The organism is Reyranella soli, assembly GCF_007992495.1.
In the GTDB taxonomy this organism is placed as follows: Bacteria; Pseudomonadota; Alphaproteobacteria; order Reyranellales; family Reyranellaceae; genus Reyranella; species Reyranella soli.
On record NZ_BKAJ01000163.1, the window covers coordinates 1 to 26,248 of the forward strand.

A 26,248-nucleotide genomic window follows, 5' to 3' on the forward strand; every position below is an offset into this window, starting at 1 on the left:
TCCCGTTCTTACTGCCCCACCCAGAACGTGTCCGGCTGGTACAGGCCGATATATCCGCCCGGATCCCAGGCGTAATAGCCTTCCTTGGGCACGTTCTTGATCTTCGGGCCGACGACGATCGGCTGGCGGATGCCGTTGACCGTGCCAATGGTGAAGACCTCGTCGGCGTTGCTCGTCAGGATCTTCTCCCACGCCGCGCGGCGCTCGGCCTCGTTGGTCGCGTGCTCCCACTCCTTGACGTAGTCGAGAAGCTTGCAGGCGACCTCGACATCGCACTTCTCGCCCATCCGCTCCTTGGATTCGACGAACATGCCCCAGCGCGACCACTGCAGGCCGCCCTGCATCGTCGGCGCGAACTCCTTGGGGCTGGTGTTGGGCGTCGGCATGGCGGTCACGACGCCGGCAAAGGCGGTCATGATCGCTTCGCCGGAGAAGGCGCGCAGCCGGAAGTTCTCTCGCGTCTGCGGCTTGGTCAGCATCTTGATGCCGACCTTCTTCCACATCTCGGCGATCAGGTGCAGCGCGTCGGCGTCCTCGGTCTCCTCGCTGGCATGCTCGACCACGATGGTCGCCGGCCGACCGTCAGGCAGCAGGCGGAAGCCCTGGCCGTCCTTCTTGTTCAGGCCGAGCTCGTCGAGCAGCTTGTTGGCGAGCTTGGGGTCGTACTGCGCCCACTTCTTGGCGTAGTCCGGCTTGAAGAGCTGTGAGCGCTCCATGACCGTGTTGTTCGAGGGCTTGGCGAGGCCGAGATAGACCGTCTCGTTCAGTTCGTTGCGGTCGATGGCGATCGACAGGGCGCGGCGGAAGCGCACGTCGCGCATCAGCTTGCGCCACTCCTCGTCGTTGGCATTGAGATTGGGAAAGAGCGCGAGCTGCGAGCCCGAACCCGACTCCCAGAGCCGCACTTCGACACCCGAGCTCTTGGCGCTCTTCTGCAGGAAGGTGTAGTCGCGCATGTTGAGATAGCGCGGCTGCAGGTCGGCCTCGCCCAGCCCGGCCTTGGCCGGCACCAGGTTGGTCGCCGCCTGGGTCAAGATCACGCGGTCGACATAGGGCAGCTGCTGCCCCTTGCCGTCGATGCGGTGGTAATACGGATTGCGCGCGAACACATAGCGCTGCGCCGGCGATGCCGTGGTGTTGACCCACGGGTTGAGCGTCGGCAGGTCCGGATTGTCGTTGGCGTACATGACGTCATGGCGCCGGTAGATTTGCGTCCAGTTGCCGCCGGTCTGGCCACCCTTGGCCGCCTTGGCGATGTCGTCGGCCGAGGCGTACTTGGCGTGGAACTTCTTGAGGTAGTGCGCCGGGCGGAACAGGAACAGCGGCGCGGCGCGCGCCTGGCTCTCGATGAAGTAGGGATTGGGCTTGTCCCAGGTGTACTTGATGGTGCGCGCGTCGATGATCTCGACCTTGGGCGGCTGGCCGTCGACCATCAGCTCGACCGACGGGCCCGACGGCGAGAGATCCTTGTTGTTGGCGATGTCTTCCCAGAAGAAACGGAAGTCCTCCGTGGTGAAGGGCTGGCCGTCGGACCACTTGTGGCCCTCGCGCAGCTTGAAGGTGAATTCCTTGTCGTCCTTGTTCTCGTAGCTCTCGAGGATGTCGGGCTGCAGCTTGAACTCGGGCGTGTACACGATCAGGCGCGTGTAGCTGTAGACCGTCATCAGGCGCGTATCGCGCGCGCTCGCCACCAGCATGTTGAGCTGGCCGCCCGGCTGGCCGGGGCCGTCGGCGCCGGAGAACTTGGTCACCACCAGGGGCTGCTTCGGCACGCGTTGATCGACCGGCGGCAGCGCACCCGACTTCACCTGATCGGCGAGCGACGGGGTTTCCTGCAGCTTGGGAACCGGATCGGCGGCGAAGGCGGGGCTGCACAGCAGCCCAAAGACAACAGCCTTCGTGAAAACACGTCGCTTCATGATGCCTACCCTGCCGTTTCTTTTCGTGGCGTCAGCGGAAAATCAGTCTGGATGAAATCTAAGTTGCTGGGGTCAGCGGTGCAAGGAACACGCCATGCGGCGCACAAAAGGCGCGCCACATTTTCTTCACGATTGATGCTCTATCAGTAACGGTCGAAGGCGCGTTTGGGTCCCGGCCGCGTGCCCTCGGCGATCAGTGGTTTCACCATGCCGTTGGCCTCGACCGCATCGGGCGCGTAGGCGCCGCTGACGCCGACGGGACGGTCGCCCTTCACCGTCACGCGTTCCATGGTGCGCCGCGCCGGATAGTAGTCGTGCGCGGCATAGTGCAGCACGGAGCGGTTGTCCCACATCACCAGGGTGTTGGGCTTCCACTTCACCCTGAGCTGGTACTCGGGGATCGTCGCCTGCCGGTAGAGGAAGGCGAGCAGCGTATCGCTCTCGTCGGTCTTGAGATCCTTTATGCGCACGCAGAACTGCTGGTTCACATAGAGGATGCGCCGACCCGACACCGGATGCACCCGCACCACCGGATGCCACGGGTTGGGGAACTCGTCCTCGAGCTTGCGCAGCTTGGCGCGGTCGTTGTGGCTGAACAGCGGCCGCCACGGCTTGAAGTCGTGCAGCGCCTCCATGCCGTGGATGTGCTGCTTCATGCGCTCGGACAGGCCGCGGTAGGCCGCACTCATGCTGGAGAACAGCGTGTCGCCGCCGACCTCGGGCACGACCTTGGCGCGCAGGATGGTGCCGAGCGGCGGCGCCTCGCGGAAGGTCTCGTCGGCGTGCCAGATGTCGGTCAGGGCCGGCGGATTGTCCTTGGAATAGTCGAGGATGATGACCTCGGGCTTGTCGGCGAGATTGGGCGAGAAGGGATGGATCGAGAGCTCGCCGAACAGGGCGCCGAAGGCCATCTGCTGGTCGACCGTGATGTCCTGGTCGCGCATCACGATCACTTCGTATTGCACCAGCGCGTCGTGGACGATCTTGAACTGGGCCGGGCTCAGCGGCTGGCGCAGGTCGATTCCTTCAATCTCAGCGCCGATGAAGCCATTGATCGGCCGCACGGCGATTTCCGCTTCCGCTTTGCGCGATGCGGTAGAGCGCACTGCCGGCATCGTTTCCTCCGCTTGTTTATTGCGCTACTTCTAGCCCGAATCGGTGGGGAGGACCATGGCAAGCGGCCTGGAGAACGAATTCGTAACGCTGCACGAGATCGTCAAAGCGGCGAAGCTCAAGCTCAACGCCAACATCTGGGATTACCTGATCGGCGGCACCGAGACCGAGACGACGCTGCGGCGCAACCGCATGGCGCTCGATTCGATCGCCTTCCGGCCGCGCGTGCTGCGCAACGTCAGCAAGATCGATCCATCGTCCGAGATCCTGGGCAAGAAGATCCGCCTGCCGGTGATGCTGGCGCCGGTCGGCTCGCTGGAATCCTTCGAGCCGGGCGGCGGCATCACCGTCGCCAAGGGCGCCGGCTCGGGCAATGTCGCGATGCTCATAAGCTCGGTGACGACGCTCAAGCTCGAGGACATCGTCAAGGGCGGCGGCGGACCCAAGATCTACCAGCTCTATGTGCGCGGCGACGACAACTGGGTGGCCGACCGCGTCAAGCAGGCGATGGATGCGGGTTACGACGCCTTCTGCATCACCGTCGACACCCAGGTCTATTCGCGGCGCGAGCGCGACATCGCCAAGCGCTTCGTGAAGTCGTGGCGCACGGCGGCGACCGGCCAGGACCACCAGGCCGCCTTCTCGTGGGACAACTTCAAGAAGGTTAAGGACAAGTTCCCCGACGTGAAGTTCATGCTGAAGGGCATCGGCACCGGCGAGGATGCCGACATCGCCTGCCAGCACGGTGTGTGGGCGGTCTACTGCTCCAACCATGGCGGCCGCCAGCTCGACCATGGCCGCGGCTCGGCGGCGGTGCTGCCCGAGGTGATCGACGCGGTGAAGGGGCGGGCCAAGATCGGCGTCGACGGCTCGTTCAGCCGCGGCAGCGACATCGTCAAGGCGATCTGCCTGGGCGCCGACTGGGTCGGCCTGGGCCGGCTCTACTGCTACGGCCTCGCCGCCGCAGGCGCGGCCGGCATCGAGCGCGTGGTCGAGCTGCTCGAGGAGGAAATGAAGGAGGTGATGGGCCTGTTGGGCGTCACCAGCCTGAAGCAGCTCGACAAGAGCTACATCTCGGCCAGCACGCCGACCAACCTGCCGGGCGTGCACAGTGCGTTCCCGCTGATGCACGAAGGGTACTGACCCGCGGCTTGGAGGCGACCTGAGCCAGACCAGGACCGATATCAAAAGCGAGCCGACGGCGCGTCACGACTTCTTTCCGGTGATGCGCGTGTCGTACGAGTTCTTCATGCGCAGCGTCGATCTGCTCGGTCAGCTGCACGAGAACGCGATCAGCGCGTCGATCGTCATGACTCTCTGGCACGGCCAGCTTGTGGGGGCCGGCCGCAAGCCAATGGTCGTTCGCGAGCTGTCGCGCGAGCTCAATCTTCCCTACGAGACGGTGCGCCGGCACGTTCGCGACCTCGAGCAAAGCGGTGCCTGCGTCGCCAAGGATGGCGGCGTCACGGTCCCCCACGCCACGCATGGCAGCGCACGCGCCACACGCATGCTGCGCAAGACCTACCTCAACGCCGTGCGCCTGCTGGTCGATCTGACGCGCATCGGTGCTGTCGCGTTTCCATCGGCGTCGCGGCGTGGACCGTCATCAGGGCACCTCACGAAGGAGCAGATGGTCATCGCCATCGCCGCGATGGGCCTGCTGCTGGCCGGCGTAAGGCTCATGCGGGATTTCTGGCGCGGCGATCTGGTGAAGGGGCTGGTCTTCACCGCGATCTGGACGGCCAACGTCAAGCACGTGACCAACACTTCCCGCGCCACCACCTCATCGCTGCTGCCCGACGATCTGCGCCAGCCGGTCAGCGTGCTCGCGATCTCCCGCTCGCTGCGTCTGCCTTATGAGACCGTCCGGCGGCACGCCGACATGCTCGTGCGCGACGGCTTGTGCGTGCGTGCCGGGCGCCGGGGCGTTTTCGTGCCCACCCATGTGGCCGAAGGCACCCTGGCAGGCTCGGTGGCCGCCCATCGCCTCGTGATGGCGTTTCTTGCCGAGTTGCGGCGCGGTGGCGTGAAGATCGAGCCGTAGCCGACGCGCATTGTGATCGTTGCATGAAGCGGTGACGACAAGCCGAAGACAGCGAATCGGTTGCGTCGATGAAAGATAAAAGATTCCAAAGAAATCCTGAGCGCTTCACACGTCGCGCAAAGAAACCGTAAGGGACGCTTTGTAAGGACGGCGTCAGCAAGCAGCGGTCGCTGCAGCGATGCGTGATCGCGACCGAAACCGCTTGAGCACGTCAGCGCAATCCAACGGCGCGCGAAACCCGCGTTGCCGAACGCGGAGGTTCGTCCATATGTCCACCACGTATCACTCGCTTGCTTCCGGCAACCTGACGCAGAACTGGTCCAACATGGGCCAGATCACGACCAACGACGACTGGTCGGGCGCGCCGAGCATCACGGGGTACCTGGGCGACATCGATGCGGGCTCGCCGACGAATGTCGATCCGCGCACGCTGACCGGCGCCAACCCGGGCGCGGTGGACGTCATCGCCAACGGCACCAACCCCGCGACCAACACGAGCGGCGGCGTTGCCGAATTCGCCATCAGCGACGCGACCGTCGCCCTGCAGGGATCGGGCACGGCCGATGCGCCGTCGCTGGTCCTCTATCTCGACGCCAGCGGCCGCGAGGGCGTCCGCGTCCAGTTCAATGCCCGCGACATCGATGCGGCAGCCGACGACGCCCAGCAGCAGCTCAACGTGCAGTACCGCGTCGGCCCGTCGGGCGCCTGGACCAACGTGACCAACGGCTATTTCTCCGACGTCACGACCGGCGGAACCGCCACTCAGGTGACCGCCGTCGACATTACCCTGCCGGCGGCCGCCAACAACCAGAGCCAGGTCGAAGTCCGGATCATGACGACCAACGCCGTCGGCAGCGACGAATGGGTCGGCATCGACGACATCGTCGTGTCGAGCGTGCCCTTCGCCGGCGGTGGCGACACCCTGGCGCCGACGCTGCAGTCCTCGACGCCAGCCGACGATGCGACCGGCGTCGTCATGTCGTCGGACATCGTGCTCAATTTCGACGAGGCGGTTAAGGCCGGGACTGGGGACATCGTCGTCAGCGACGGCGCCGCCGACATCCGCACCATCACCCTGGGCGGTACCGACACCGACGGTACGGTGACGTTCAACGGCAACCAGGTCGTCATCAACCTGGCCAACAACCTCAACCCCAACACGACCTACAACGTCACCTTTGCCGCCGGCGTCATCGAGGACGCGGCCGGCAACGACCATGCTGGCCTCGCCGCCGGCGTACTGAACTTCACGACCCGACCGGCGCCCGCCACGATCACGCCGATCTACACCATCCAGGGTGCCGGACACGCGTCGGCCCTGGCCGGTCAGGCGGTGGCGACCGAAGGCATCGTGACCGCCGTTGCCGGCAACGGCTTCTACATCCAGGCGGCCACCGGCGATGGCAATGCCGCGACCTCCGATGGCATCTTCGTCTTCACCGGGAGCGCGCCCTCGGTGACCGTCGGCCACCTGGTGCAGGTCGAGGGCACCGTCACCGAGTTCACCGATGCCGCCGCCGCGCCCGGCAGCCTCTCGATCACCGAGATCACGAGCCCGATCGTCACCGACCTCGGCGTCGGCCCGACCATCGCCGCGACCCAGATCGGCGGTTCGGCGGGCCTGAAGCCGCCGACCTCGAACCTCGATGACGACGGGCTGACGACGTTCGATCCCGTCCATGACGGTATCGACTTCTTCGAGAGCCTCGAAGGCATGCTCGTCCGGGTCGAGAATCCCGTGGCGGTCAGCCCGACCAACAGCTTCGGTGAGATCTTCACCATCGTCGACAGCGACGACAACCCGGCCAATGGGTTGAACACCAACAGCCAGACCGTGCGCGGCGGCGTTGGCATCACCGGCGGCCAGTCGTCGTTCGGCAACACCAACACGATAGGCGGCGACTTCAACCCCGAGCGCATCCAGATCGATGACGGTATCGCGGGCCCGAGCCCCAGCGTCAGCGTCGGCGCCACCCTGGGCGACGTCACCGGCGTGATGAGCTACGGCTTCGGCAACTACGAGGTGATCGCGACCGAGGCCTACAGCGTGGTGACGCCGAGCACGCTTACGCCCGAGGTGACGCCGCTCGCCGGCAGCGCGCACCGGCTCACGATCGCCAACTACAACGTCGAGAACCTCGATCCCTCCGACGGGGCGGCCAAGTTCAACACCCTGGCGCAGCAGATCGTGACCAACCTCAAGGCGCCGGACATCCTGGCGCTGCAGGAGGTCCAGGACAACAACGGCGCCACCAACGATTCGACGACCTCGGCCGCGACGACCCTGCAGATGCTGGTCGACGCCATCAAGGCCGCCTCGGGCGACACCGTCGAGTACGCCTTCCAGGACAATCCGTTCATCGGCGACGACCTGAACGGCGGCGAGCCTGGCGGCAACATTCGCGTGGCCTTCCTCTATCGCGTCGACCGCGGCGTCGACCTGGTCGAGAGCTCGCTCCGGACCATCGACGCCACCGGTGCGGCGACCACGGCGGTCGGCGGCAATTCCGGCGCCGACCATCCGTTCTTCTCCTCACGCCCGCCGCTGGTCGCCGACTTCACCTTCAAGGGCGAGACCATCACCGTCGTCGACAACCACTTCTCGTCCAAGACCGGCAGCGGCGCCCTGATGGGCACCCAGCCGCCAATCAACTCTGCCGAGCCGGCGCGCGCCGCCCAGGCCCAGGCAGTGAACACCTATGTCGATTCGCTGCTGGCCGCCAATCCCGACGCGCGCGTCGTGGTCTCGGGCGACCTCAACGAGTTCGAGTTCGAGGAGCCGATGCAGGTCCTCTCGGGCAAGGCGACCTATCTCGACGGCGCCGACCCCGACACCACACCGGAATACGTCGTCGGCGGCACCGAGGTGCTGCTGTCGATGGCCGAGACGCTGCCAATCAACCAGCGCTACGACTACGTGTTCGACGGCAGCTCGCAGTCGCTCGACCAGATGTACGTCACCAACGCCGCCCGCGCCGGCGCCAAGTACGACATCGTCCACATGAACGCCGAGTTCGCCAACCAGGCGAGCGACCACGACGCCCTGGTCGCGAGCTTCGACATGACGGCCGATGTTTCGACCACGCCGACCGGCGCCCTCGACATCGACGTGAAGGGCACGCTGGCCCTGGCCGGCGCCGAGATCTCGGCCTTCGATCCCGGCAGCGATCGGCTGTTCGTCACCTCCAACGCCGGCCTTCAGGTGGTGAACCTCGCGAATCCGGCCGCGCCGACGTTGATCACCACCCTCAACTTCCAGGCGCTCGGTTTCGGTTCGACGGACGTCACCAGCGTCGCGGTCAAGAACGGCATCGTCGCCGTGGCCCTGCTGGCGACCGACAAGTCCCAGCCCGGACACGTGATCTTCATCAACGCCGCGAACCACACCGTGATGGGCTCGGTCCAGGTCGGCGTGCATCCCGACATGGTGACCTTCACGCCCGACGGCAAGAAGGTGCTGGTCGCCAACGAAGGCGAGGTGCTGAGCAACGGCTTCGCCGGCAATGACGGCGAAGGCACCGTCAGCATCATCGACATCAGCGGCGGCGTTGCCTCGGCGACGGTGCAAAGCGCGGGCTTCACGGCGTTCAACGGCCAGGAAGATGCGCTGCGTGCCGAGGGCGTCCGCATCTTCGCGGGCCGGAGCGTGTCGAAGGACGTCGAGCCCGAGTACATCGCGATCTCGCCCGACGGCACCAAGGCCATGGTGACCCTGCAGGAGGCCAATGCGGTCGCCATCCTCGATATCGCCACCGCCACCTTCACCGACATCGTGCCGCTCGGCCTGAAGGACTGGACCGGGCTGCAGCTCGACGTCAGCGATCAGGACGGCGGCATCAACCTGATCACCGATTCGCATCTTTTCGGCATGTACATGCCGGACGCCATCGCGGCCTATACGGTCGGCGGCCAGACCTACTACGTCATGGCCAACGAGGGCGACGACCGCGACGACTTCCTTGCGCCCGACGAGACGATCCGTGTCGGCAACGCCAACTACAACCTCGACGACGGGCTGTTCCCCAACGAGGCGGCGCTCAAGGCCAATGCCGAGCTGGGACGCCACACCGTGTCCAACGCGCCCGGCCTGCGCGGCGACACCGACGGCGATGGCGATATCGACCAGATCCTGACCTACGGTGGTCGCTCGTTCTCGATCGTCGATTCGCAGGGCAACCAGGTGTTCGACAGCGCCGACGTCATCGAGCGCATCATTGTCCAGCAGTTCCCCTCGCTGTTCGACGACAGCCGCAGCGACAACAAGGGGCCCGAGCCGGAAGGCCTCACCATCGGCAAGGTCGGCGACAAGACCTTCGCCTTCGTGGCGCTCGAGCGTTCCAATATAACGCTCGCCTTCGACATCACCGATCCGGGCCACGTCAGCTATGCCGGCGCGGCCCAGAACGCCGGCGACATCAGCCCCGAGGGCGTGCTGTTCATCGCTGCGGCCGATTCGCCGACTGGCGAGGACCTGCTGGTGACCAGCAACGAGGTCAGCAACACCATCACCGTGTTCGAGGTGAGCGAGGTGCCGGCCTTCACGCTGCAGCTGCTGCATTTCTCCGACGGCGAGGCGGGCCTGTTGGCCGGCGACACGGCGCCCTACCTGGCAGCGCTGCTCGACGCCTTCGACGACGACTTCGCCAGCACGCTGATCCTGGCGGGCGGCGACGACTTCCTGCCCGGCCCGTTCATCAACGCCGGCACCGATCCGTCGCTCAACGGCGTTGCCGGCATCGGCGCCACCGCGCCGGGCCGGCCCGACCTCGCCATGCTGAACGCCATGGGCGTCGACGCATCGACCATCGGCAACCACGAGTTCGACCTCGGCTCGACGGCCTTCCGCGACGCCTTCACGCCCTCGGGCGCCTGGATCGGGGCGCAGTTCCCGTATCTCTCGGCCAATCTCGACTTCTCCGGCGACAGCGCGCTCAACCCGCGCTTCACCAACACCGTCGACGGCAGCGCCGCCACACCGATCGCCGAGGCCAACACGCTCAAAGGCCGTATCGCACCGGCCGCCGTGGTCACCGAGAACGGCCAGAAGATCGGCCTGGTGGCGGCGACCACCCAGCTGATCGAATCGATCTCCTCGCCCAACGGCACCGAGGTCAAGGGCTTCCCGACCGGCGCCGGCGCCAACGGCGAGGTCGACAACATGGACCTCCTGGCCGCCCAGCTGCAGCCGATCATCAACGAGATGATCGCCGAGGGCGTCAACAAGATCGTGCTGATGTCGCATCTGCAGCAGATCTCCAACGAGCAGTTGTTGGCGACCAAGCTGCGCGGCGTCGACATCATCCTCTCGGCCGGCTCCAACACGCGGCTGGGTGATGCCGACGATGAGGCGGTGGCCTTCCCGGGCCACGAGGCCACCTTCGCCAATACCTATCCCATCGTCACCCAGGGCGCGGACGGCAAGACCACGGTGATCGTCAACACCGACGGCGAGTACACCTATCTCGGCCGCCTGGTGGTCGGCTTCGACGCCGAGGGCGACATCATCCTCGACACCCTGGTGGACAACCGGGCAATCAACGGCGCCTACGCCTCGACGGCCGCGAACGTCGCCGAGGCCTGGGGAACGACCGTCGCCAATCTCGAGACGACGGCCTTCGCCAACGGCACCAAGGGCGACCAGGTGCGCGACATCACACAGGCCGTCGACACGGTGATCTCGGCCAAGGACGGCAACGTCTATGGCTACACCGACGTCTATCTCGAGGGCGAGCGCGCCTTCATCCGCTCGCAGGAAACCAACCTCGGCGACCTGTCGGCCGATACCGGCATCTTCGCCCTGAAGGAGGCGCTGGGCGCCGACGCGACCGGTCAGTTCATCGTCGGCCTGCGCAACGGCGGCGGCATCCGCGCCCAGATCGGCAGCATCGACCACAACGGCGACAAGGTGGCGCCGATCGCCAACCCCGACGCCGGCAAGGCCGAGGGTGGCGTCTCGCAGCTCGATGTCGAGAATTCGCTGCGCTTCGACAACAAGCTGATGGCCTTCGACACCACGGCGGCGGGGCTGAAGGCCATCCTCGAGCACAGCGTGGCGGCGGGCCTCAACCAGGGCCGCTTCGCCCAGGTCGGCGGCCTGCGCTTCTCGTGGGATCCCGACTTCGCGGCCGGCAGCCGCGTCCTGAACATCGCCCTGGTCGACCAGAACGACCGGGTGATCGCGCACGTGCTGGAGAACGGCGTGGTGGCGGCGGGCGCGCCCGCGGTCATCACCGTGTCGACCACCAGCTTCACGGCCAACGGCGGCGACGGCTATCCCATCAAGGCCAACGGCAGCAACTTCCGCTTCCTGCTGGCCGATGGCTCGCTCGGCTCCGCGGTCGACGAGGCGCTCGACTTCACCCTGGCGGCCAATACGCCGGCCAATGCGATGGGCGAGCAGGCGGCCTTCGCCGATTACATGCAGACCTTCCACGCGTCGACGACCACGGCCTACGACCAGGTCGACACGGCCGAGAGCCTCGACACGCGCATCCAGAACCTCAACACCCGCACTGACGACGTGTTCGCCGACATGGGCGGCGATCCCGCGCCGCAGCCGCCTGGCCCTGGCGATGACATCGTTTCCGGAACGGCCGGTCCCGACACGATCAACGCCGGTGCCGGCAACGACACGGTGAGCGGCGGTGCGGGGGCCGACATCATCGACCTCGGCACCGGCGCGGACGTCATGCGCGACAGCGTGAACGACCTGAACGGCGATCGCATCTCCGGCTTCGGGATGAGCGACGTGCTGGACATTCTGGGCACGCGTTATGAGCGCGGCCAGATCGGCTTCACCCAGCAGGGCGGCCAGACGCTCGTCACCATCGGCGACAAGAGTTTCGCCCTGGTCGGCGACTTCTCCCAGGGCGACTTCATGACGGTGTCGCGCGGCACCGGCGCCAACATGCACACCATCGTGACCTTCGAGCCGCTACTGCCGACGCTGAGCGAGGGAACGCGCGTCGATCCGACCAAGATCAACGGCGTCACCAACGAGCTTTTCCTGAGCGGGGATGGCCTGACGAACTTCACCTTCGAGTTCAAGTCGGGCGTGTCGGCTCACTCCAACACGCTGGGCTACTACAAGATCGCCGCCAACGGCACGATCAGCGATGTCCATGTGCTGATCGACAACACGCTGAACGTGCCGGCTTCGGCGCGGACGGTGAATCTCGGCACGCTGGCGGACGGCCAGAAGTTCGCCTTCTTCCTCGTGCAGGACGGCTTCGACGCCTACGGCCGGCTGCCCGACAACCTGTCGTTCGTCACGCCGGGGACCGCCTCGCCGGCCGACATCGATACCGGCGTGCCGCCGGTGCTGCGCAGCGCCTCGATGGGCAATCTGACCAACGCGCAGGTCTTCCATTCGGTCGCGACCCTGAACCCGGGCGATGCCAATCAGGTCCTGTCCGGCGTTTCGCGCGGCGGCCTGGAACTGCTGATGGGCTTCGAGGACCTGCCGAGCGCCACCGGCGACAACGACTTCCAGGACGTGATCTTCAGCGTCCGGACGGACGACCTGCTGGTCTAATCGCCAGGCTTTCCGGACCGCGGGCGGTGCGCCCGCGGTGCGGCTGATGACTTCTAGTCGTCGCCGGCCAGATGCAGCTCCACGACAGCTGTATCTCGGTCCGGACGCGGACGCCGCCTGACAGGTGGCGTGCGCTCCCGGCGTTCGGGCTGCGGCGCGACGGGCACCGATCCCGTCAGCAGGCAGCAGCCGTCCCGCGGCGCCACCGGCTCGCCGCCGAGGACCGCGAGCAGCAAGGCCGTGGCGCAATGGGCGGCGCACGTTCCCGGCTTGCGCGTGTCGCAGGCGGCCTCGCTCAGCGGTTCGTCGTGCGCATGACCATTTCGCGAAGCCTTGCAGCTTCGCGACCGAAGACGTCCAGATTTCTTGCCTGCCACTTTGCCCGCCCTACAAAAGCGAACTCCCCGCGCCTGGGTACTCCGCTTGCAGCCGGCCGCAGAAGTCGGTAAGTGCCCAAAATGAGCCAGTTGGCTACCCAAATTGAGCCACTGATTCCCCGCGACACCTATCCGGTGCTGCGTGTCACGGTGGAGTACTTCCTGCGTGGCGCCGAAGTCCTGTCCCAGGTGAACGACGACGTGGTGGCCAGCCTGGTCTTTATGACCCTGTGGCATGGGCAGATGCAGGCGCCCAGCCGCGGCCCCGTCGGTATCCGCGAACTGTCGCGCAAGCTCGGCATGCCGTACGAGACGGTGCGCCGCCATGCCCGCACGCTGGTGCAGAGGGGCCAGTGCGTCGAAGAGAAAGGCGGCCTCGCGGTGCCGGCCGCCGTGATGCGAAGCGCGCCGACCGCTTCCATGCTGCGCCGCATCTACGTCAATGTCGTGCGCGTGTTGCGCGACCTCAGTCGGATCGGGGTTGCCCGGTTCAGCCTCGGGTCGGATCGTCCGGTGCGGTCGACGCGGCTGACCAAGGAACAGACCGTGATCGGCATTATCGGCACCGGGCTGCTGCTCACCGGCTACCGGGAGCTGCGCAAGTTCGCCGGCGGCGACCTCATGAAAGGGCTGGTCTTCACCGCGATCTGGACGGCCAACGTCAAGCACGTGACCAACACAGCGGCCGCGGGCGATCGCGGCATCCTGGAGGACAGCCAGCGCCTGCCCGTCAGCGCGCTCGCGATGTCCCGGTCGCTGCGCCTGCCCTACGAGACCGTTCGCCGCCATGCCGACGCGCTGCTGAAGGAGGGACAGTGCGTGCGCGTCGGTCGCAAGGGCCTGGTCGTCATGGCCAGCACGCATCGCCGCCACGTGCCGACGTCGGCCGCCGCCTACCACATCGTGATGTCCTTCCTCGCCGAGCTGAGGAACGCCGGCGTGAAGGTCTGATCGTGAATCGGCCGGCTACCGCAGATCCGGTGATGACCGCGGCGCAGCGCCATGTGCGCCCTGTCGCACGAGTCTCGACCGAGTATTATCTGCGTGCCTTCGATTCCATGACCCAGCTGCAGCAGGACATTGCCGATGCAGCGATCTTCATGGCCCTCGTCCATGGCCAGCTGATCGCGCCCCATCGCAAGGCAATCGGCGTGCGGGAGCTGTCGCGCAAGATCGGCATGCCTTACGAAACCCTTCGCCGCCATACCCAGGTGCTCGTCCGCAGCGGCAGATGCGTCAGCACCGGACGCGGGCTCGCTGTGCCGGTATCCGTGTTGAAAAGCCGCGTGATCACGACATTCATTCGAAGCCTCTATGTCAACACCGTGCGCCTGCTGGTCGATCTGACGCGCGTCGGCGTCGCCGCCTTCCCCTCGGCGTCGTGGCGTCCGCCATTGTCGGGGCGTCTCACGAAGGAGCAGACTGCCATCGCTGTCGCCGGCCTCGGCCTGCTGCTGACGGGCATGCGGTTGATGCGCGATTACTGGGCCGGTGACCTGATGAAGGGCCTGGTCTACACCGCGATCTGGACGGCGAACGTCAAGCATGTGGCCAACACCTCGCTCGCGACCAGCGCGACGGTGCTGGCCGACAGCCAGCGCCAGCCGGTCAGCGTGGGCGCGGTCTCGCGGTCGCTGCGGCTGCCCTATGAGACGGTCCGCCGCCACGCCGACGCGCTGCTGAGGGAAGGCATCTGCGTGCGCGCCGGGCGCCAGGGCCTTGTCGTGCTCGCCACCACGCACGTGCAGACCGAGCCCGGCGCCATCGCCGGCTACCGCTTGGTGCTCGAGTTTTTGGGCGAGCTGCGGCGGGCGGGCGTGACGGTCTGACCGCGCTCTTCCACTCCGAAGCCGATCTCGCCGTCGGGAGCGGGATTGAGCGGCGCGCCCTGCAACGGCAGGCGCTCGACCAGGCGCTTGATGCCGCCATGGTGCCAGCCGACGCCGCATAATTCGTCCGGCCAGGCCTCGGTAGTGCAACCGATCGGTCTGCCGTCGTGGTCGAGATGGACCACGACCGCCTTACCTTCGGGTGTGCGTCGCACGACGGCGACGTGGTTGTCCCACAGCGTGAACGTGTGCTTCGTGGCACGCGCTCGTTTCTTGCGCGGCTGGATCGACTCGGCGCTTACCACTGGAGTCGCACGCCGACATTGAGCGCGTGGTTGTTCGAGCCCGCGCTGACTTCACCGTCATAGCGCAGGTAGAGCTGCGTGCCGGCGGCAACGTCGGTGCCGGCCTGGAAGCCGATCACGGCGGAGTCGCGCTGCGGCGTGGCGCCGTAGACGGTGAAGTTGGCGGTCGGCGCGCCGGCGAAGGACGCCGTCATCGGCCGCGCGGTGTCGGCATATTCGTGCATCCAGCCGAGACGCAGGCCGAGATCGAGGGTGCGCGTGTTGCCGAGGCCGATGGCGCCGGCGAGCTCGGCGCCCAGCACCGTGCGCACCGACGTCGTCGTCTGCTGGGCGACGTTCAGGCTGAGCGAGCTGGCGCCCCATTCGTTGAACGCCGCCTGGTTGATGCTCGATGCCTGGAAGCGGGCGAACGGCGTCACCGTTGCCTGCGCCGGCGCGTAGAGGCCGAGCTTGTAGCCGGCTTCGGCCTGGCCCAGGAACTGGTTGGCGCCGGTGCTGCCGTTGGCCGTGCGCGGCTGCAGGCCGGGGATGGAGATCTGCCGCTGCAGCTGGTTGTTGGAGTAGGCGTAGCCCGCCAGCGCATCGAGATAGAACGCGGATTGCGTGAAGCTGCCGTATGCCGCGACGCTGACGCTGTTGCTCCAGCCCTTGCCCTGGAAGCTGTCGACCCATTGTGTGCCGCTGGTGTAGCCGGCAGCGAGGCCGACCAGGAAGCTCGGGCTCACGCGATAGTCGATACCGGCGGCGGTGCCGCCGACGTTATAGGTGAAGGTCGAGCTGTTGCCGTTGCCTTGCACCGAGCCGAAGCCGCCGAGCCCGCTCGCCCAGACGCTGAAGGGGCTGGCGCCATCGCAGGCCTCGATCTCGCAGGCCTGGGCCAGCGCCAGGCGCTGGCCGCCGCTGCCGGCTCGCGCCAGGGCCATCTGCTGGCCGAGCGCGTTCATGAACAAGGCATTGTTGGCGACATTGAACGTGCCGAAGTCGGCATAGGGCTGGCCGCTGATCGTGTTCAGGGTCGGCGAGGCCTGTGTCGTGGAGAGGTTGGCCAAGGCGCCGATCACGGTGGCGAAGTCGCCGGCGGCACTGGCGTAGGACTGGTCGAGGGCAGAGCCGACGGCGCGCTGGTTGGCCGTGTTGCCGCCGAAGCCGGAGAAGGGCGTGCTGCCCTGCAGCGCCAAGGTCAGGAAGACATTGTTGGTGTTGTAGGTGAGGGACGGCGTCAGGAAGGCGTAGTTGCTGCTGACGCCGGAGTAGGTGCCGCTGACGCCGCCGGTCGCATTGAGGATGGTATAGGTGGTGCTGGTGGCGTAGTTGCCGGGGGCGGCCATCACCTGGACGTTGGCGCCGTTGATGGTGGCGGTGCCGTTGACGTTGACCCGGTCGTTCTGGCCCTGGGCGTTGACCTCGACGACGTAAGTGCCGCCGTTCTGGGTGAAGTTGCCGTTGATGTTGAGGGTGCCGATCGAGTTGCCGGGAGCAATGATGCCGCCGGTGGAGATGAAACCGCCGGTGCTGCCGTTGCCGGCCAGGATGCCGCCGTTGGTCACGGCGACGGTGCTGGCGAGGCTGCCGTTCACGATGAGCGTGCTGGCATTGACCGTGGTGGCGCCGGTGTAGGTGCTGGTGCCGGTCATGGTGAGGGTGCCGCCGCCCTGCAGGGTCATGGAGCCCGCGCCGGACATGTTGCCGGCGTAGGTGCCGCTGCCGGTCTGGTTGAACACGACCGAGGCGTTGTTGAGGATGTTGCCCTGCAGGCTGGCCGAGTTGCCAATGAGGGCGCCGGCCAGCAAGGAGGTGCCGCCGGTGTAGCTGTTGCTGCCGGTGAGCGTGTACTGGCCGCCACCGGTGAAGGTGACCGACCCAGTGCCCGACATGTTGCCGGCATAGGTGCCATTGGCAGCCTGGCTGAATACCACCGCGGCGTTGTTGACGACGTTGCCCTGCAGGCTCGAGGTGGTGCCTTGCAAGGTGCCGCCCGAGACCAGCGTGCCCCCCGTGTAGCTGTTGGCGCCCGTCAGGATGGTGGTTCCCGGTCCGGCCTGGATCAGGCCGCCGGCGCCGCTGATGGCGTTGGCGAGGGTGACGTTGTCGGAGCGGTTGATCTGGAGGACAGCGTTGTTGATCACAGTGCCGGCGCCGATCGAGCCTGTCGTGCCGCCATTGCCGATGCTGAGCGTACCGGCCGAGATCGTGGTCGTGCCGGTGTAGGTGTTGTCGCCGGTCAGGAAGGTGGTTCCCGTGCCGGCCTGCACCACGTTGCCCGACCCGGAGATCGCGTTGGCGACGGTCAGCGCATTCGAGCGGTTGAACTGCAGCGTGGCGTCGTTGACGACCTCGCCGGCGCCCAGCGTGCCGGTCGTGCCACCGTCGCCGACGGAGAGCGTGCCGGCGGTGATCAACGTCGTGCCGTAGCTGTTGCTGCCGGTGAGGCTGGTCGTGCCGGCGCCGGTCTGGGCCACGAGCCCACCGCCCGAGATGGCGCTGGCCACCGTGAGCGCATCCGACCGATTGAACTCCAGCCGCGACTCGTTGACGACTGCGCCGCTGCCCAGCGTGCCGCCGTTGCCGACGCGCAGGATTCCGGACAGGATCGAGGTCGTGCCGCCATAGCTGTTGGCCCCGGTCAGCGTGGCCGTGCCGGCGCCGGCCTTGACGAGGTCACCCGAGCCCGAGATCTGGTTGGCAATCTCGATATTGTCACCGCGGAACAGGCGCAGTGTCCCGTTGTTCACGACGTTGCCGGTACCCAGCGTGCCCGTCGTGCCGGCGTTGCCCACGCTGAGCGTGCCGGCCTCGATCGTCGTCGTGCCGGTGTAGGTGTTGTTGCCCGTCAGGTAGGTCGCGCCGGTGCCGGCCTGCGTGACACCGCCGGTTCCCGAGATTGCATTGGCGACGAACAGGTTGTTCGTGCGATCGAAGGCCAGCGTGGCATTGTTGACGATGTTGCCGGGGCCGAGCGAACCGCTCGAGCCGCCGTTGCCGAGCTTGAGCGTGCCGGCCTCGATCGTCGTCGTGCCGCGGTAGACGCTATCGAAGGTGAGCGCCGTGGTGCCGCTGCCGGCCTGGACGACGTTGCCGTTATTGCCGGAGACCTCGCCGGCGACGACCAGCGTGTCGGAGCGGTCGAACCGCAGGGTGCCGTCGTTGATCAGGACGCGGCCGGTGCCGAGCGTTCCGGAGGTGCCGCCCTCGCCGACCTGCAGCGTGCTGCCGCTCCAGATTCGCGTGGGGCCGGTGTAGCTGTTGCTACCGGTGAGGATCGTCGTGCCGCTGTCCTCCTGGAGGAAGATCTCGCCGCTGCCGCTGATGCTGCCGCTGACCGTGACGCCCCGGTAGACATGCAGCTCGCCGCTGTTGCTCACAGCGCCGGTGCCGAGCGTGCCGCCGTTGCTGAGGTTCAGCTTGCTCCCTGAAGCGATGCTCGTGGTGCCAGTGTAGCTATTGGTCCCGGTGAAGGTCAGCTCGCCGCCGCCGCCGATCGAGACGCCGCCGCTGCCCGACATCGCGCCCGCATAGGTGCCGTTGGTCGCCTGATCGAAGGCGACAGTGGCATTGTTGAGGATGTTGCCCTGCAGGCTCGCAGTGGTGCCCTGCAGGATGCCGCCCGACACCGTCGTGCCGCCGGTGTAGCTGCTGGTGCCGTTGAGGACGAGCGTGCCGTCGCCGGTCTTGGTGAGCCTGCCGGCACCTGTGACATTGCCGCTGACCGTGAGTTTGTTGCCCGCCGTGTCGATCGTGCCGCCGCCGGTGATCAGGTTGACCGGACGCCCGACCGTGAAGCTATCCGTCGCTTGCAACGTGCCGCCGGCGAAGGTCAGCGTCGAGCCCGCCGCGCCCAGGGCCGCGTCCGAACCGGCCTGCACAGTGCCGCCGGCCAGCACCGTGCCGCCGGTGTTGCTGATAGTACCGGTCAGGGTCACCTTGCCCGGTCCCATGTAGGAGATCGCGCCCGAGCCGTCGACGTTGCCGCCGAAGACGATGTCGTCGGAGCGGTTGAACGCCAGGATGCTGTTGTTCAGCACGTTGCCCGTGATCGAGCCCGTCGTGCCGCCGTTGCCGAGCTGCAGCGTGCCGGCCGCGATGGTCGTGAGCCCGCTGTAGGTGCTGTCGCCGGTGAGGATGAGCGTGTTGTCGCCGAGCTTGTCGAGCGCGCCGCTGCCCGAGATCGCGCCGCCGAAGGTGACCGTGTCGGAGCGGTTGAAGGCGAGCGTGCCGTTGTTCACCACGTTGCCGGTGATCGAGCCTGTCGTGCCGCCGTCGCCGACCTGCAGGATGCCGCCGGAGATCGTCGTGCCGCCGGTATGGGTGTTGGCGCCGGTCAGGGTGAGCGTGCCCGTGCCCTGCTTGACCAGGGAGCCGGTGCCGGAGATCGTCGCCGCCAGCGTCGTGTTGGTGGCGTTGCCCGCGGTCAGCGTGGCGTTGCCGAGTGTGATCGCCCCGCCGCTGCCCGAGAGGGCGCCGACCGTCTGGTTCCGGTCGTTGAGATCGAAGGTGCCGCCATTGACTGTGAGCGCGCCAGTCGAGGCCAATGGTCCGCCGACACCGAGCCGCAACGTGCCGGCGTTCACGGTTGTGCCGCCGGTGTAGGTGTTGGCACCGTCGAGCGTCAGCGTACCGTTGCCGCTTTTGGTCAGGCCGCCGCCGCCCGACATCGCGCCCGAGTAGGTGCCGTTCGTGCTCTGGTCGAACACCACCGTGGCGTTGTTCTGGATATTGCCTCTGAGGCTTGCGCTGCTGACCTGCAGGGTGCCGGCCGACACGGTCGTGCCGCCGGTGTAGTTGTTGCCGCCGGTCAGGATGAGGGTGCCTGCACCGCGCTTGATCAGCATGCCGTTGCCGTTCATCGAGCCCGCATAGGTGCCGTCGGTGGCCTGGTCGAACACCACCGAAGCGTTGTTCAGGATGTTGCCTTGCAGGCTCGACGTTGTGCCCTGCAGCACGCCCGCCGACACAGTGGTGCCGCCGGTGTAATTGTTGGCGCCGCCGAGGATCACGGTACCCAAGCCGCTCTTGGTCAGCCTGCCTACGCCCGATATCGAGCCTGCGTAGGTGCCGTTGGTTTCCTGGGCGAACGTCACCATGCCGCCGTCGAGAGCGATGTTGCCCTGCAGGCTCTGAGTGGTGCCTTGCAGGGTGCCGCCCGCCAAGGTGGTGCCGCCGGTGTAGGTGTTGGCGCCGGTGAGCGTCACGGTGCCGTCGACGCCGCCAACCGAGACGCGCAGAGCGCCACTGCCGGACATGACGCCGCCATAGGTTCCGTTGGAAGCCTGCTCGACGGATACGGTTCCATTGTTGGTGATGTCGCCCTGCAGGGTCGTCGTATTGCCCTGCAGCGTGCCGGCCAGGACGGTGGTACCGCCGCTATAGTCGGTGGCGCCGTGAAGCACGAGGGTGCCTGCGCCGGTCTTGGTGAGCCTGGCCGGTCCGTCCCCTTCCGTAATGCTGCCCAGCAGGGCAAGCGAGCCTGTCGTGACGTCGAATGTGCCGCCGCCGTCCCGAAGACGGACATTGCGACTGGTGTTGAACGAATCGGTCGTGCGCAGGGTGCCGCCATCCAGGATCAGATCGCCGTTCGTGCCGAGGTTGGCGTTGCTGCTGACGGCGATGGCGCCGCCCTCGATGCGGGTGGTCCCGGAATAGTTGTTGGTGCCGCCGAGCGTCAGCGTGCCGTTGCCAATCTTGGTGAGCCCGCCCTGACCGCTGATTGTCCCATTGAGTGCCGCGTCATTGCCGTTGGTGTCGACGAAGCCGGTGGTGATAAGATTGACCGCCCGGCTGCTGGCGAACCCGGCGTCGTATCGCAACGTGCCGCCGCCGAAGCCGATCCCGCCGCCGCTGCCCAGGTTGCCATCGGCCGACACCGCCAAGGTGCCGCCGTTCACTCCCGTGTCACCCGAATAGTTGTTGCTTCCCGTCAGCGCCAGCGTGCCGGCGCCGAACTTGAAGAAGCCGCCCGCGCCGGTGATGTTCCCGTTTGCCGTAAGGACAGTGCCCGAGACCACGTCGAGAGCACCCAAAGTAGCGAGGCTAATGTCACGCGCAGTCGTCATCGTGGCAGTGGTCTGCAGCGTGCCGCCGCTGAAGGTGATGCCGCCGGCGGCGGCGCCGAGATTGGTATCGGCCGAAATCCGCAGCGCGCCGGAGGTGATCGAGGTGCCGCCGCTGTAGGTATTGTTGCCGCTCAGGGTCGTGGTGCCGCTGGCGCTCTGGCGCACCGCGCCTGTTCCGCTGATGGTCGCGGCCACTTCGAGGCTGCCCAATCGCCTGAAGGTGAGCGTGCCGTTGTTCGTGATGTCGCCAGTGCCGAGCATTCCGGCGCTGCCGCCGTTGCCTATCTGCAGCGTGCCCGACTCGATGATCGTCGTGCCGGTGTAAGTGTTGGTGCCGGTGAGGATGGTGGTGCCGGCGCCGATCTGGCGCACACCGCCGCTCCCACTGATGCTTGCAGAGACGGCGAGGCTGTCGGATCGGTGGAAGGCGAGCGTACCGTTGTTCGTGATGGCCCCGGTGCCGAGCGTTCCTGTCGAGGTGCCGTTGCCGACCTGCAACGTGCCACCCTCGATCGTCGTCGTGCCGCTGTAGGTGTTCCCTCCCGACAGTGTCAGTGTGCCTGCTCCGCTCTTGACGAAGGCGCCGGTGCCGCTGATGGCTGCGGCGAGGCTGGAGTCGGAGGAACTGTCCGTGGTCAGCGTGGCGCTGCCGAGCGTAATGGTGCCGCCGCTGCCTGACAGCGTGCGGACCGTCTGGCTGTGGCTGTTGAGGTCAAAGGTTCCGCCGTTCACCGTCAGGGCGCCGGTCGAGGCGAGCGATCCGCCGTTGCCCAGGCGCAGCGTGCCGGCATTGACGGTCGTGCCGCCGGTGTAGCTGTTCGCTCCCGCCAGTAAGAGCCTGCCTGACCCGTCCTTCACAAAGGCGCCGCTGCCGGTGATGACCGAGTCGAGATTGGCGTTGGCGGCGCCGTTTGTGGTCAGCGTGCCGCTGCCGAGCGCGATGGTGCCGCCGCTGCCCGACAATAGACCGACCGTCTGGTTGTTGTTGTTGAGGTCGAACGTGCCGCTATGCACCGTCAACGCACCGGTTGAGGCGAGCGATCCGCCGTCGCCTAGTCGCAGCGTGCCGACGCGGACGGTCGTGCCGCCGGTGTAGCTGTTCGCTCCCGACAGTGTCAGCGTGCCCAAACCTCTCATCTCGAAGCTGCCGGTGCCGGTGATGGCCGCGGCGAGGCTGGAGGCGGCGGAGGATTCCGTGGTCAGCGAGCCGTTGCCGAGGGCGATGGTGCCGCCAGTTCCCGACAGCGTGCCCACCGTCTGGTTGTTGCCGTTGAGATCGAAGGTCCCGCCATTCACCGTCAGCGCGCCGGTCGAAGTCAACCTTGCGCCGATGGCGAGGCGCAGTGTGCCGGCATTGACAGTTGTGCCGCCGGCGTAGGCGTTGTCCCCCGTCAGGGCCAACGAGCCCTCGCCAGCCTTGGTCAGGCCGCCCGTGCCGGCGACTCTCGTGGCGAAGGTGACGCTGTTGCCGTTGGTATCGACCGTGCCGCCGCCCGCGCCGAGGGGGGCGAGCCGCGAGGAGATGTCGGTGGTGTTGCCGGTCGCCCATTGCAGGCCGCCGCCATTCAGCGTGATCGCGCCGCTGCCGAGGCTGTCGGCGGACGCGAAGCTCACCAGGCCGCCGGTCACCGCGACGCCACCGGTGAAGTTGGTGTTGGCGCCGGTGAGCGCCAGCGTACCGCCGCCGCTCTTGCCCAAGGTGCCGCTGCCGGCGATCGCATCGTTGCCGCCGATGGCGCGGGTGCCACTGGCGACGTCGAGCGTCGTCGTGCCGCTGCCCTGCAGGTACATCACGCTGCCCTGCGCCTGGCCCGCGGTCGCACCGCCGGCGCCGCCCGTGGTGCCGCCGGTCACGGTGTAGGTGCCGGCGAGGCTGCCGCCGTTGACGGTGAGGCTGCCGCCGTCGCGCACGAAGAAGGCGCCGCCGAGTGCCGCGCCGCCGCCACCGCCGCCGCCACCATTCTCGACGCCCTGGCTGACCCCGCCTTGGCCGCCCAGCTCGCCGCCTGGGCCAGCGGTTGGGCCGCCACCACCGCCGCCGCCGCCGAAGCCGCCGCGGCCGCCTATGGACCCAACGCCACCGCCACCGCCGCCGCCGCCGAAGCCACCCAAGCCGCCGGTTCCTTGGGTGGTTGCGCCGCCGGCCCCCCCGCCGCCACCGTAGGCGCCACCGCCACCTCCAGTGGATCCGCCATAGCCGCCGCCGCCCCCGCCGCCGCCCACGCCGCCGGCACCACCCGTACTGGTGGTGTTTGCGCCGCCGCCACCGCCGCCACCTGACAACTTACCGTCACCGCCACTGCTACCCAGAAAGCCTCCGCCGCCGCCGCCGCCCAAGTTGGCCGCCGCCGTGTCGCCGGGCGCACTGGCGTTGCCGCCGTTGCCGCCGGGCGGCCCCGCAATACCGCCGACTGCACCAATGCCGGGCTCGCCGTTGGTGGTCGCACCACCGCCGCCGCCGCCAGCGGTGAGACTGCCTTGTCCGCCGTTTCCTTGCTGACCGCCGCCGCCGCCTCCACCGCGGCCGTCGGTGTTGCCGCCATTGCCAAATTCGCCGCCTCCGCCGCCTCCGCCGCCTCCGCTGTTGCCGGTAGGATTCGAGCTGCCGTCGCCGCCTGCGCCTGCGTATCCGCCGCCGCCGCCGCCGCCGGCACCGAGCCCCGCCCCGCTGCTGTTGCCTCCCGCGCCACCCAGCCCGCCGCCACCGGCGCCACTACGGCCGCTGGCTGCCGCACTGAGGCCGGTGCCGCCGTTGCCGCCCCTCCCGCCTTTGGCCGAGGCATCGCCAACGGCGACGTTGGTCAAGTTGACAGCGGCTCCCGTGTTCACGAACACGGCCGCGCCCGCGCCAAGGCCGCCGCCACCGCCGCCGCCGTCCCGGTTGTTCGCATCGCCGCCGGCGCCGCCCTGCGCCAAGGCATTGTTGATGGTGAGGTTGGAGACCTGCACCGTGCCGGCCTGCACGAAGATGGCGCGGCCCTTGTTGTCGGCGTCGAGGGTGTTGCCGTTGCCGGCGATGGTCACGCTGGCGGTGATCATCGGCAGCGACTGGGTGAGGGTGATGTTCTGGGTGATGTTGATGCTGCCGTCGCCGCCCCCGCCGTTGGCGGTGAAGATGGCCGAACGCAGCTCTGCCTCGTTGGTGACGTCGACCGCCAGGGCCGCGCAGGGCGTCAAGCAGGTACAAGCCAACAGCAGGGCCGTCAGGCGCGCGGTCGGCTGCCCTTGGATTCTACGAGGCGAAACATGACGTTCGCCAAGACGCCTCGAGTTGCTGCTCGACATGTTCAAACCACCGACAACAGTGCAAATTGTCCCTGTCTCGGTATCCATTTCAGGCAGCGTGCAGAAGGCGACGACTACCCAAGATGGGGCAATCGATTACCCAAATTGAGGCAGCGCAGATTCACCCGGACGCCTATCCGGTCACGCGCGTTGCCACGGAGTTTCATCTCCGCAGCTTCGATCTGCTCACTCAACTGGAAGGAGAGATCACCGACGGACTGATCGTCGCGACGCTGGTCCACGATCAGCTGAAGACGCCGCGCCGGAAGGGCGGCGGCGGCATCCGGGAACTGTCGCGCAAGCTCGAGATTCCGGCCGAGACCGTGCGCCGTCATGTCCAGGCGCTTGTGAAGAGCGGTCGGTGCGTATCGAACAAGGGTATCGTCACCGTACCGGCCGCCGCCCTGCGCGGGCGCCGCATCTCGACATTCCTGCGCAAGGTCTACGTCAATACCGTGCGGCTGCTGGCCGACCTGACGCGCATCGACGTCGCGGCTTTTGGCTCGGCGTCGCGACGGCCGGTGCGAGGCGGGCGTCTCGAGGAGGAGCAGCTTGCCATCGCCGTCGCCGGGACCGGCCTCCTGCTTGCCGGATTCCGCGCCCTGCGTGCCTTCTGGGGCGACCTGATGAGGGGGCTGGTCTACACGGCGATCTGGACAGCGAACGTCAAGCACGTGACGAACACCGATCCCGTGGCCAACCGCTGGATGGTCGATGACAGCAAGCGTGTGCCCGTCAGCGTGCTGACGCTCTCGCGGTCCTTGCGCCTGCCCTACGAGACCGTGCGCCGCCACGCCGACGACCTGGTGCGGGACGGCATCTGCGTGCGCGCCGGCCGGCGCGGCCTGTTCATCCCCAACAGCTTCATCCAGCGCATCCCGAACGGCCCCGTGCTCATCCATCGCCTCGTGATGGACTTCCTTGCCGAGCTGTCTCGGGCCGGCGTCAAGGTCTGACGTCTCCAGCTGAAGCGGAGGCCTGCGGTGCCCCCGCTGCCCAAAAGGAGCAGCTTGGCCGTGTCGCCGGAAATGCCAAGTGCATCCGTTGAGGATACGGTCGCGCTGCCATTGTCGCCCGTAGTGCCCCACGGGCCTGGGCCGCCCACACCCCCCGGGAGCAGGAGCGGAAAGCCGGCGCCGCCGGCGCCGCCGTCGGCACGGGCCGTTCCGGCAAGGCCGCCCAGCAGCAGGCCCGCCACTACCGTCGATCGCGAAGACATCCGAAGCCAGTTCATCGGCGGCATGCAGCCGCGCGCCCGGCTTTGGCGCAACGCGAAACCTACCCGAAATGGGGCACCCCGGCCTCCGGTTCAGCTGCGGCCGCGCTGCCAGGAGAGGCGCAGCCCGGCGATCGCGAATTCCCGCTCGCTGTGCCTGCCCTATGAGACCGTCCGGCGGCACGCCGATGGCCTCTTGCAGGAGGGCATCTGCGTGCGCGCGGGGCGCCACAGCCTGCGCGTGCCGATCGGGTCCGGATGACTGCACTGCCTGCACGAGGCCGAAGCCTTCAAGGAATAGTATGGGTGGCGCAGTGACGCTCCCTGGCCCTCTATGGTGCGAAAAAACTCGCGAAAACGAAGTCGGCGATCCTGACCACAGTTCTTGACAGTAGTGCACTTGAGTTATAATATCGGCCTGTCGCGTTGCTTCTGCGTGTCGCCGCTCTATGCATCGTTCATCTGTTTTCCCGGACTCCGGAGAGGAACCGCTCGTGCGTGAAGCGGTCCACCCTCTCGCGGCGAAGGCCGCTGTCCGGAGTTTTGCTGTCTCACTTTTGGGGTGCACTCCACTCC

11 protein-coding genes are annotated in these 26,248 nt (G+C 67.3%); 6 read left to right on the forward strand and 5 right to left on the reverse strand.

Annotation, left to right across the window (positions count from 1 at the left end; genetic code table 11):
• Window positions 1-8: 8 nt before the first annotated feature.
• A complete protein-coding gene (locus RSO01_RS37690) occupies window positions 9-1,919 on the reverse strand; it encodes an ABC transporter substrate-binding protein (protein ID WP_147155760.1) in 1,911 nt (636 codons plus the stop codon).
• Between the two features lie 143 nt (window positions 1,920-2,062).
• Entirely contained in the window at window positions 2,063-3,034 is a 972-nt protein-coding gene (locus RSO01_RS37695) for a TauD/TfdA dioxygenase family protein (protein ID WP_147155761.1), read from the reverse strand.
• Window positions 3,035-3,089: 55 nt separating this feature from the next.
• Here RSO01_RS37695 and RSO01_RS37700 point away from each other — a divergent pair, with 55 nt between their 5' ends.
• The 3 genes from RSO01_RS37700 (at window position 3,090) to RSO01_RS37710 (ending at window position 12,610) form a co-directional block, all read left to right on the forward strand.
• Window positions 3,090-4,175: an alpha-hydroxy acid oxidase gene (locus RSO01_RS37700; RefSeq protein WP_147155762.1), complete on the forward strand. Its 1,086-nt coding sequence runs from the start codon at window positions 3,090-3,092 to the stop codon at window positions 4,173-4,175.
• Between the two features lie 82 nt (window positions 4,176-4,257).
• Window positions 4,258-5,076 carry a helix-turn-helix domain-containing protein gene (locus tag RSO01_RS37705; RefSeq protein WP_170303658.1) on the forward strand — a complete coding sequence of 273 codons (819 nt, stop codon included), beginning with the start codon at window positions 4,258-4,260 and terminating at the stop codon, window positions 5,074-5,076.
• Window positions 5,077-5,344: 268 nt separating this feature from the next.
• On the forward strand, window positions 5,345-12,610 hold the full coding sequence (locus RSO01_RS37710; RefSeq protein ID WP_170303659.1) for a choice-of-anchor I family protein: 7,266 nt from the start codon (window positions 5,345-5,347) through the stop codon (window positions 12,608-12,610).
• A gap of 53 nt (window positions 12,611-12,663) precedes the next feature.
• On the opposite strand, the gene RSO01_RS37715 is transcribed toward RSO01_RS37710, so the two are convergent.
• Entirely contained in the window at window positions 12,664-12,987 is a 324-nt protein-coding gene (locus RSO01_RS37715) for a hypothetical protein (RefSeq protein ID WP_147155765.1), read from the reverse strand.
• 81 nt (window positions 12,988-13,068) lie between these two features.
• Between RSO01_RS37715 and RSO01_RS37720 the strand changes: the two genes are divergently transcribed.
• Together RSO01_RS37720 and RSO01_RS37725 are read left to right on the forward strand one after the other, a co-directional pair.
• The gene (locus tag RSO01_RS37720; RefSeq protein WP_147155766.1) at window positions 13,069-13,938 is read left to right on the forward strand and encodes a helix-turn-helix domain-containing protein; all 870 of its coding nucleotides are present in this window, start codon (window positions 13,069-13,071) and stop codon (window positions 13,936-13,938) included.
• Between the two features lie 2 nt (window positions 13,939-13,940).
• Window positions 13,941-14,816 carry a hypothetical protein gene (locus RSO01_RS37725; RefSeq protein WP_147155767.1) on the forward strand — a complete coding sequence of 292 codons (876 nt, stop codon included), beginning with the start codon at window positions 13,941-13,943 and terminating at the stop codon, window positions 14,814-14,816.
• Here RSO01_RS37725 and RSO01_RS37730 read toward each other — a convergent pair.
• Both RSO01_RS37730 and RSO01_RS49180 read right to left on the reverse strand, forming a co-directional pair.
• Entirely contained in the window at window positions 14,759-15,121 is a 363-nt protein-coding gene (locus RSO01_RS37730; protein WP_147155768.1) for a hypothetical protein, read from the reverse strand. The two genes, RSO01_RS37725 and RSO01_RS37730, sit on opposite strands and share 58 nt — an antisense overlap.
• Entirely contained in the window at window positions 15,115-24,348 is a 9,234-nt protein-coding gene (locus RSO01_RS49180; protein ID WP_170303660.1) for an autotransporter-associated beta strand repeat-containing protein, read from the reverse strand. Before RSO01_RS49180 ends, RSO01_RS37730 begins: the two co-directional genes overlap by 7 nt.
• A 191-nt stretch (window positions 24,349-24,539) precedes the next feature.
• Here RSO01_RS49180 and RSO01_RS37815 point away from each other — a divergent pair, with 191 nt between their 5' ends.
• Window positions 24,540-25,412, forward strand: coding sequence for a hypothetical protein (locus tag RSO01_RS37815; RefSeq protein WP_147155769.1), 873 nt, complete (start codon window positions 24,540-24,542; stop codon window positions 25,410-25,412).
• Window positions 25,413-26,248: the final 836 nt, after the last annotated feature.

What these genes read in the sequence shown, in the direction of transcription:
- RSO01_RS37700 (WP_147155762.1), top strand. Translation starts at nt 3,090, where the DNA reads ATGGCAAGCGGCCTGGAGAACGAATTCGTAACGCTGCACGAGATCGTC.
- RSO01_RS37710 (WP_170303659.1), top strand. Translation starts at nt 5,345, where the DNA reads ATGTCCACCACGTATCACTCGCTTGCTTCCGGCAACCTGACGCAGAAC.
- RSO01_RS37690 (WP_147155760.1), bottom strand. Translation starts at nt 1,919, where the DNA reads ATGAAGCGACGTGTTTTCACGAAGGCTGTTGTCTTTGGGCTGCTGTGC.
- RSO01_RS37695 (WP_147155761.1), bottom strand. Translation starts at nt 3,034, where the DNA reads ATGCCGGCAGTGCGCTCTACCGCATCGCGCAAAGCGGAAGCGGAAATC.
- RSO01_RS37720 (WP_147155766.1), top strand. Translation starts at nt 13,069, where the DNA reads ATGAGCCAGTTGGCTACCCAAATTGAGCCACTGATTCCCCGCGACACC.
- RSO01_RS37815 (WP_147155769.1), top strand. Translation starts at nt 24,540, where the DNA reads ATGGGGCAATCGATTACCCAAATTGAGGCAGCGCAGATTCACCCGGAC.
- RSO01_RS37705 (WP_170303658.1), top strand. Translation starts at nt 4,258, where the DNA reads ATGCGCGTGTCGTACGAGTTCTTCATGCGCAGCGTCGATCTGCTCGGT.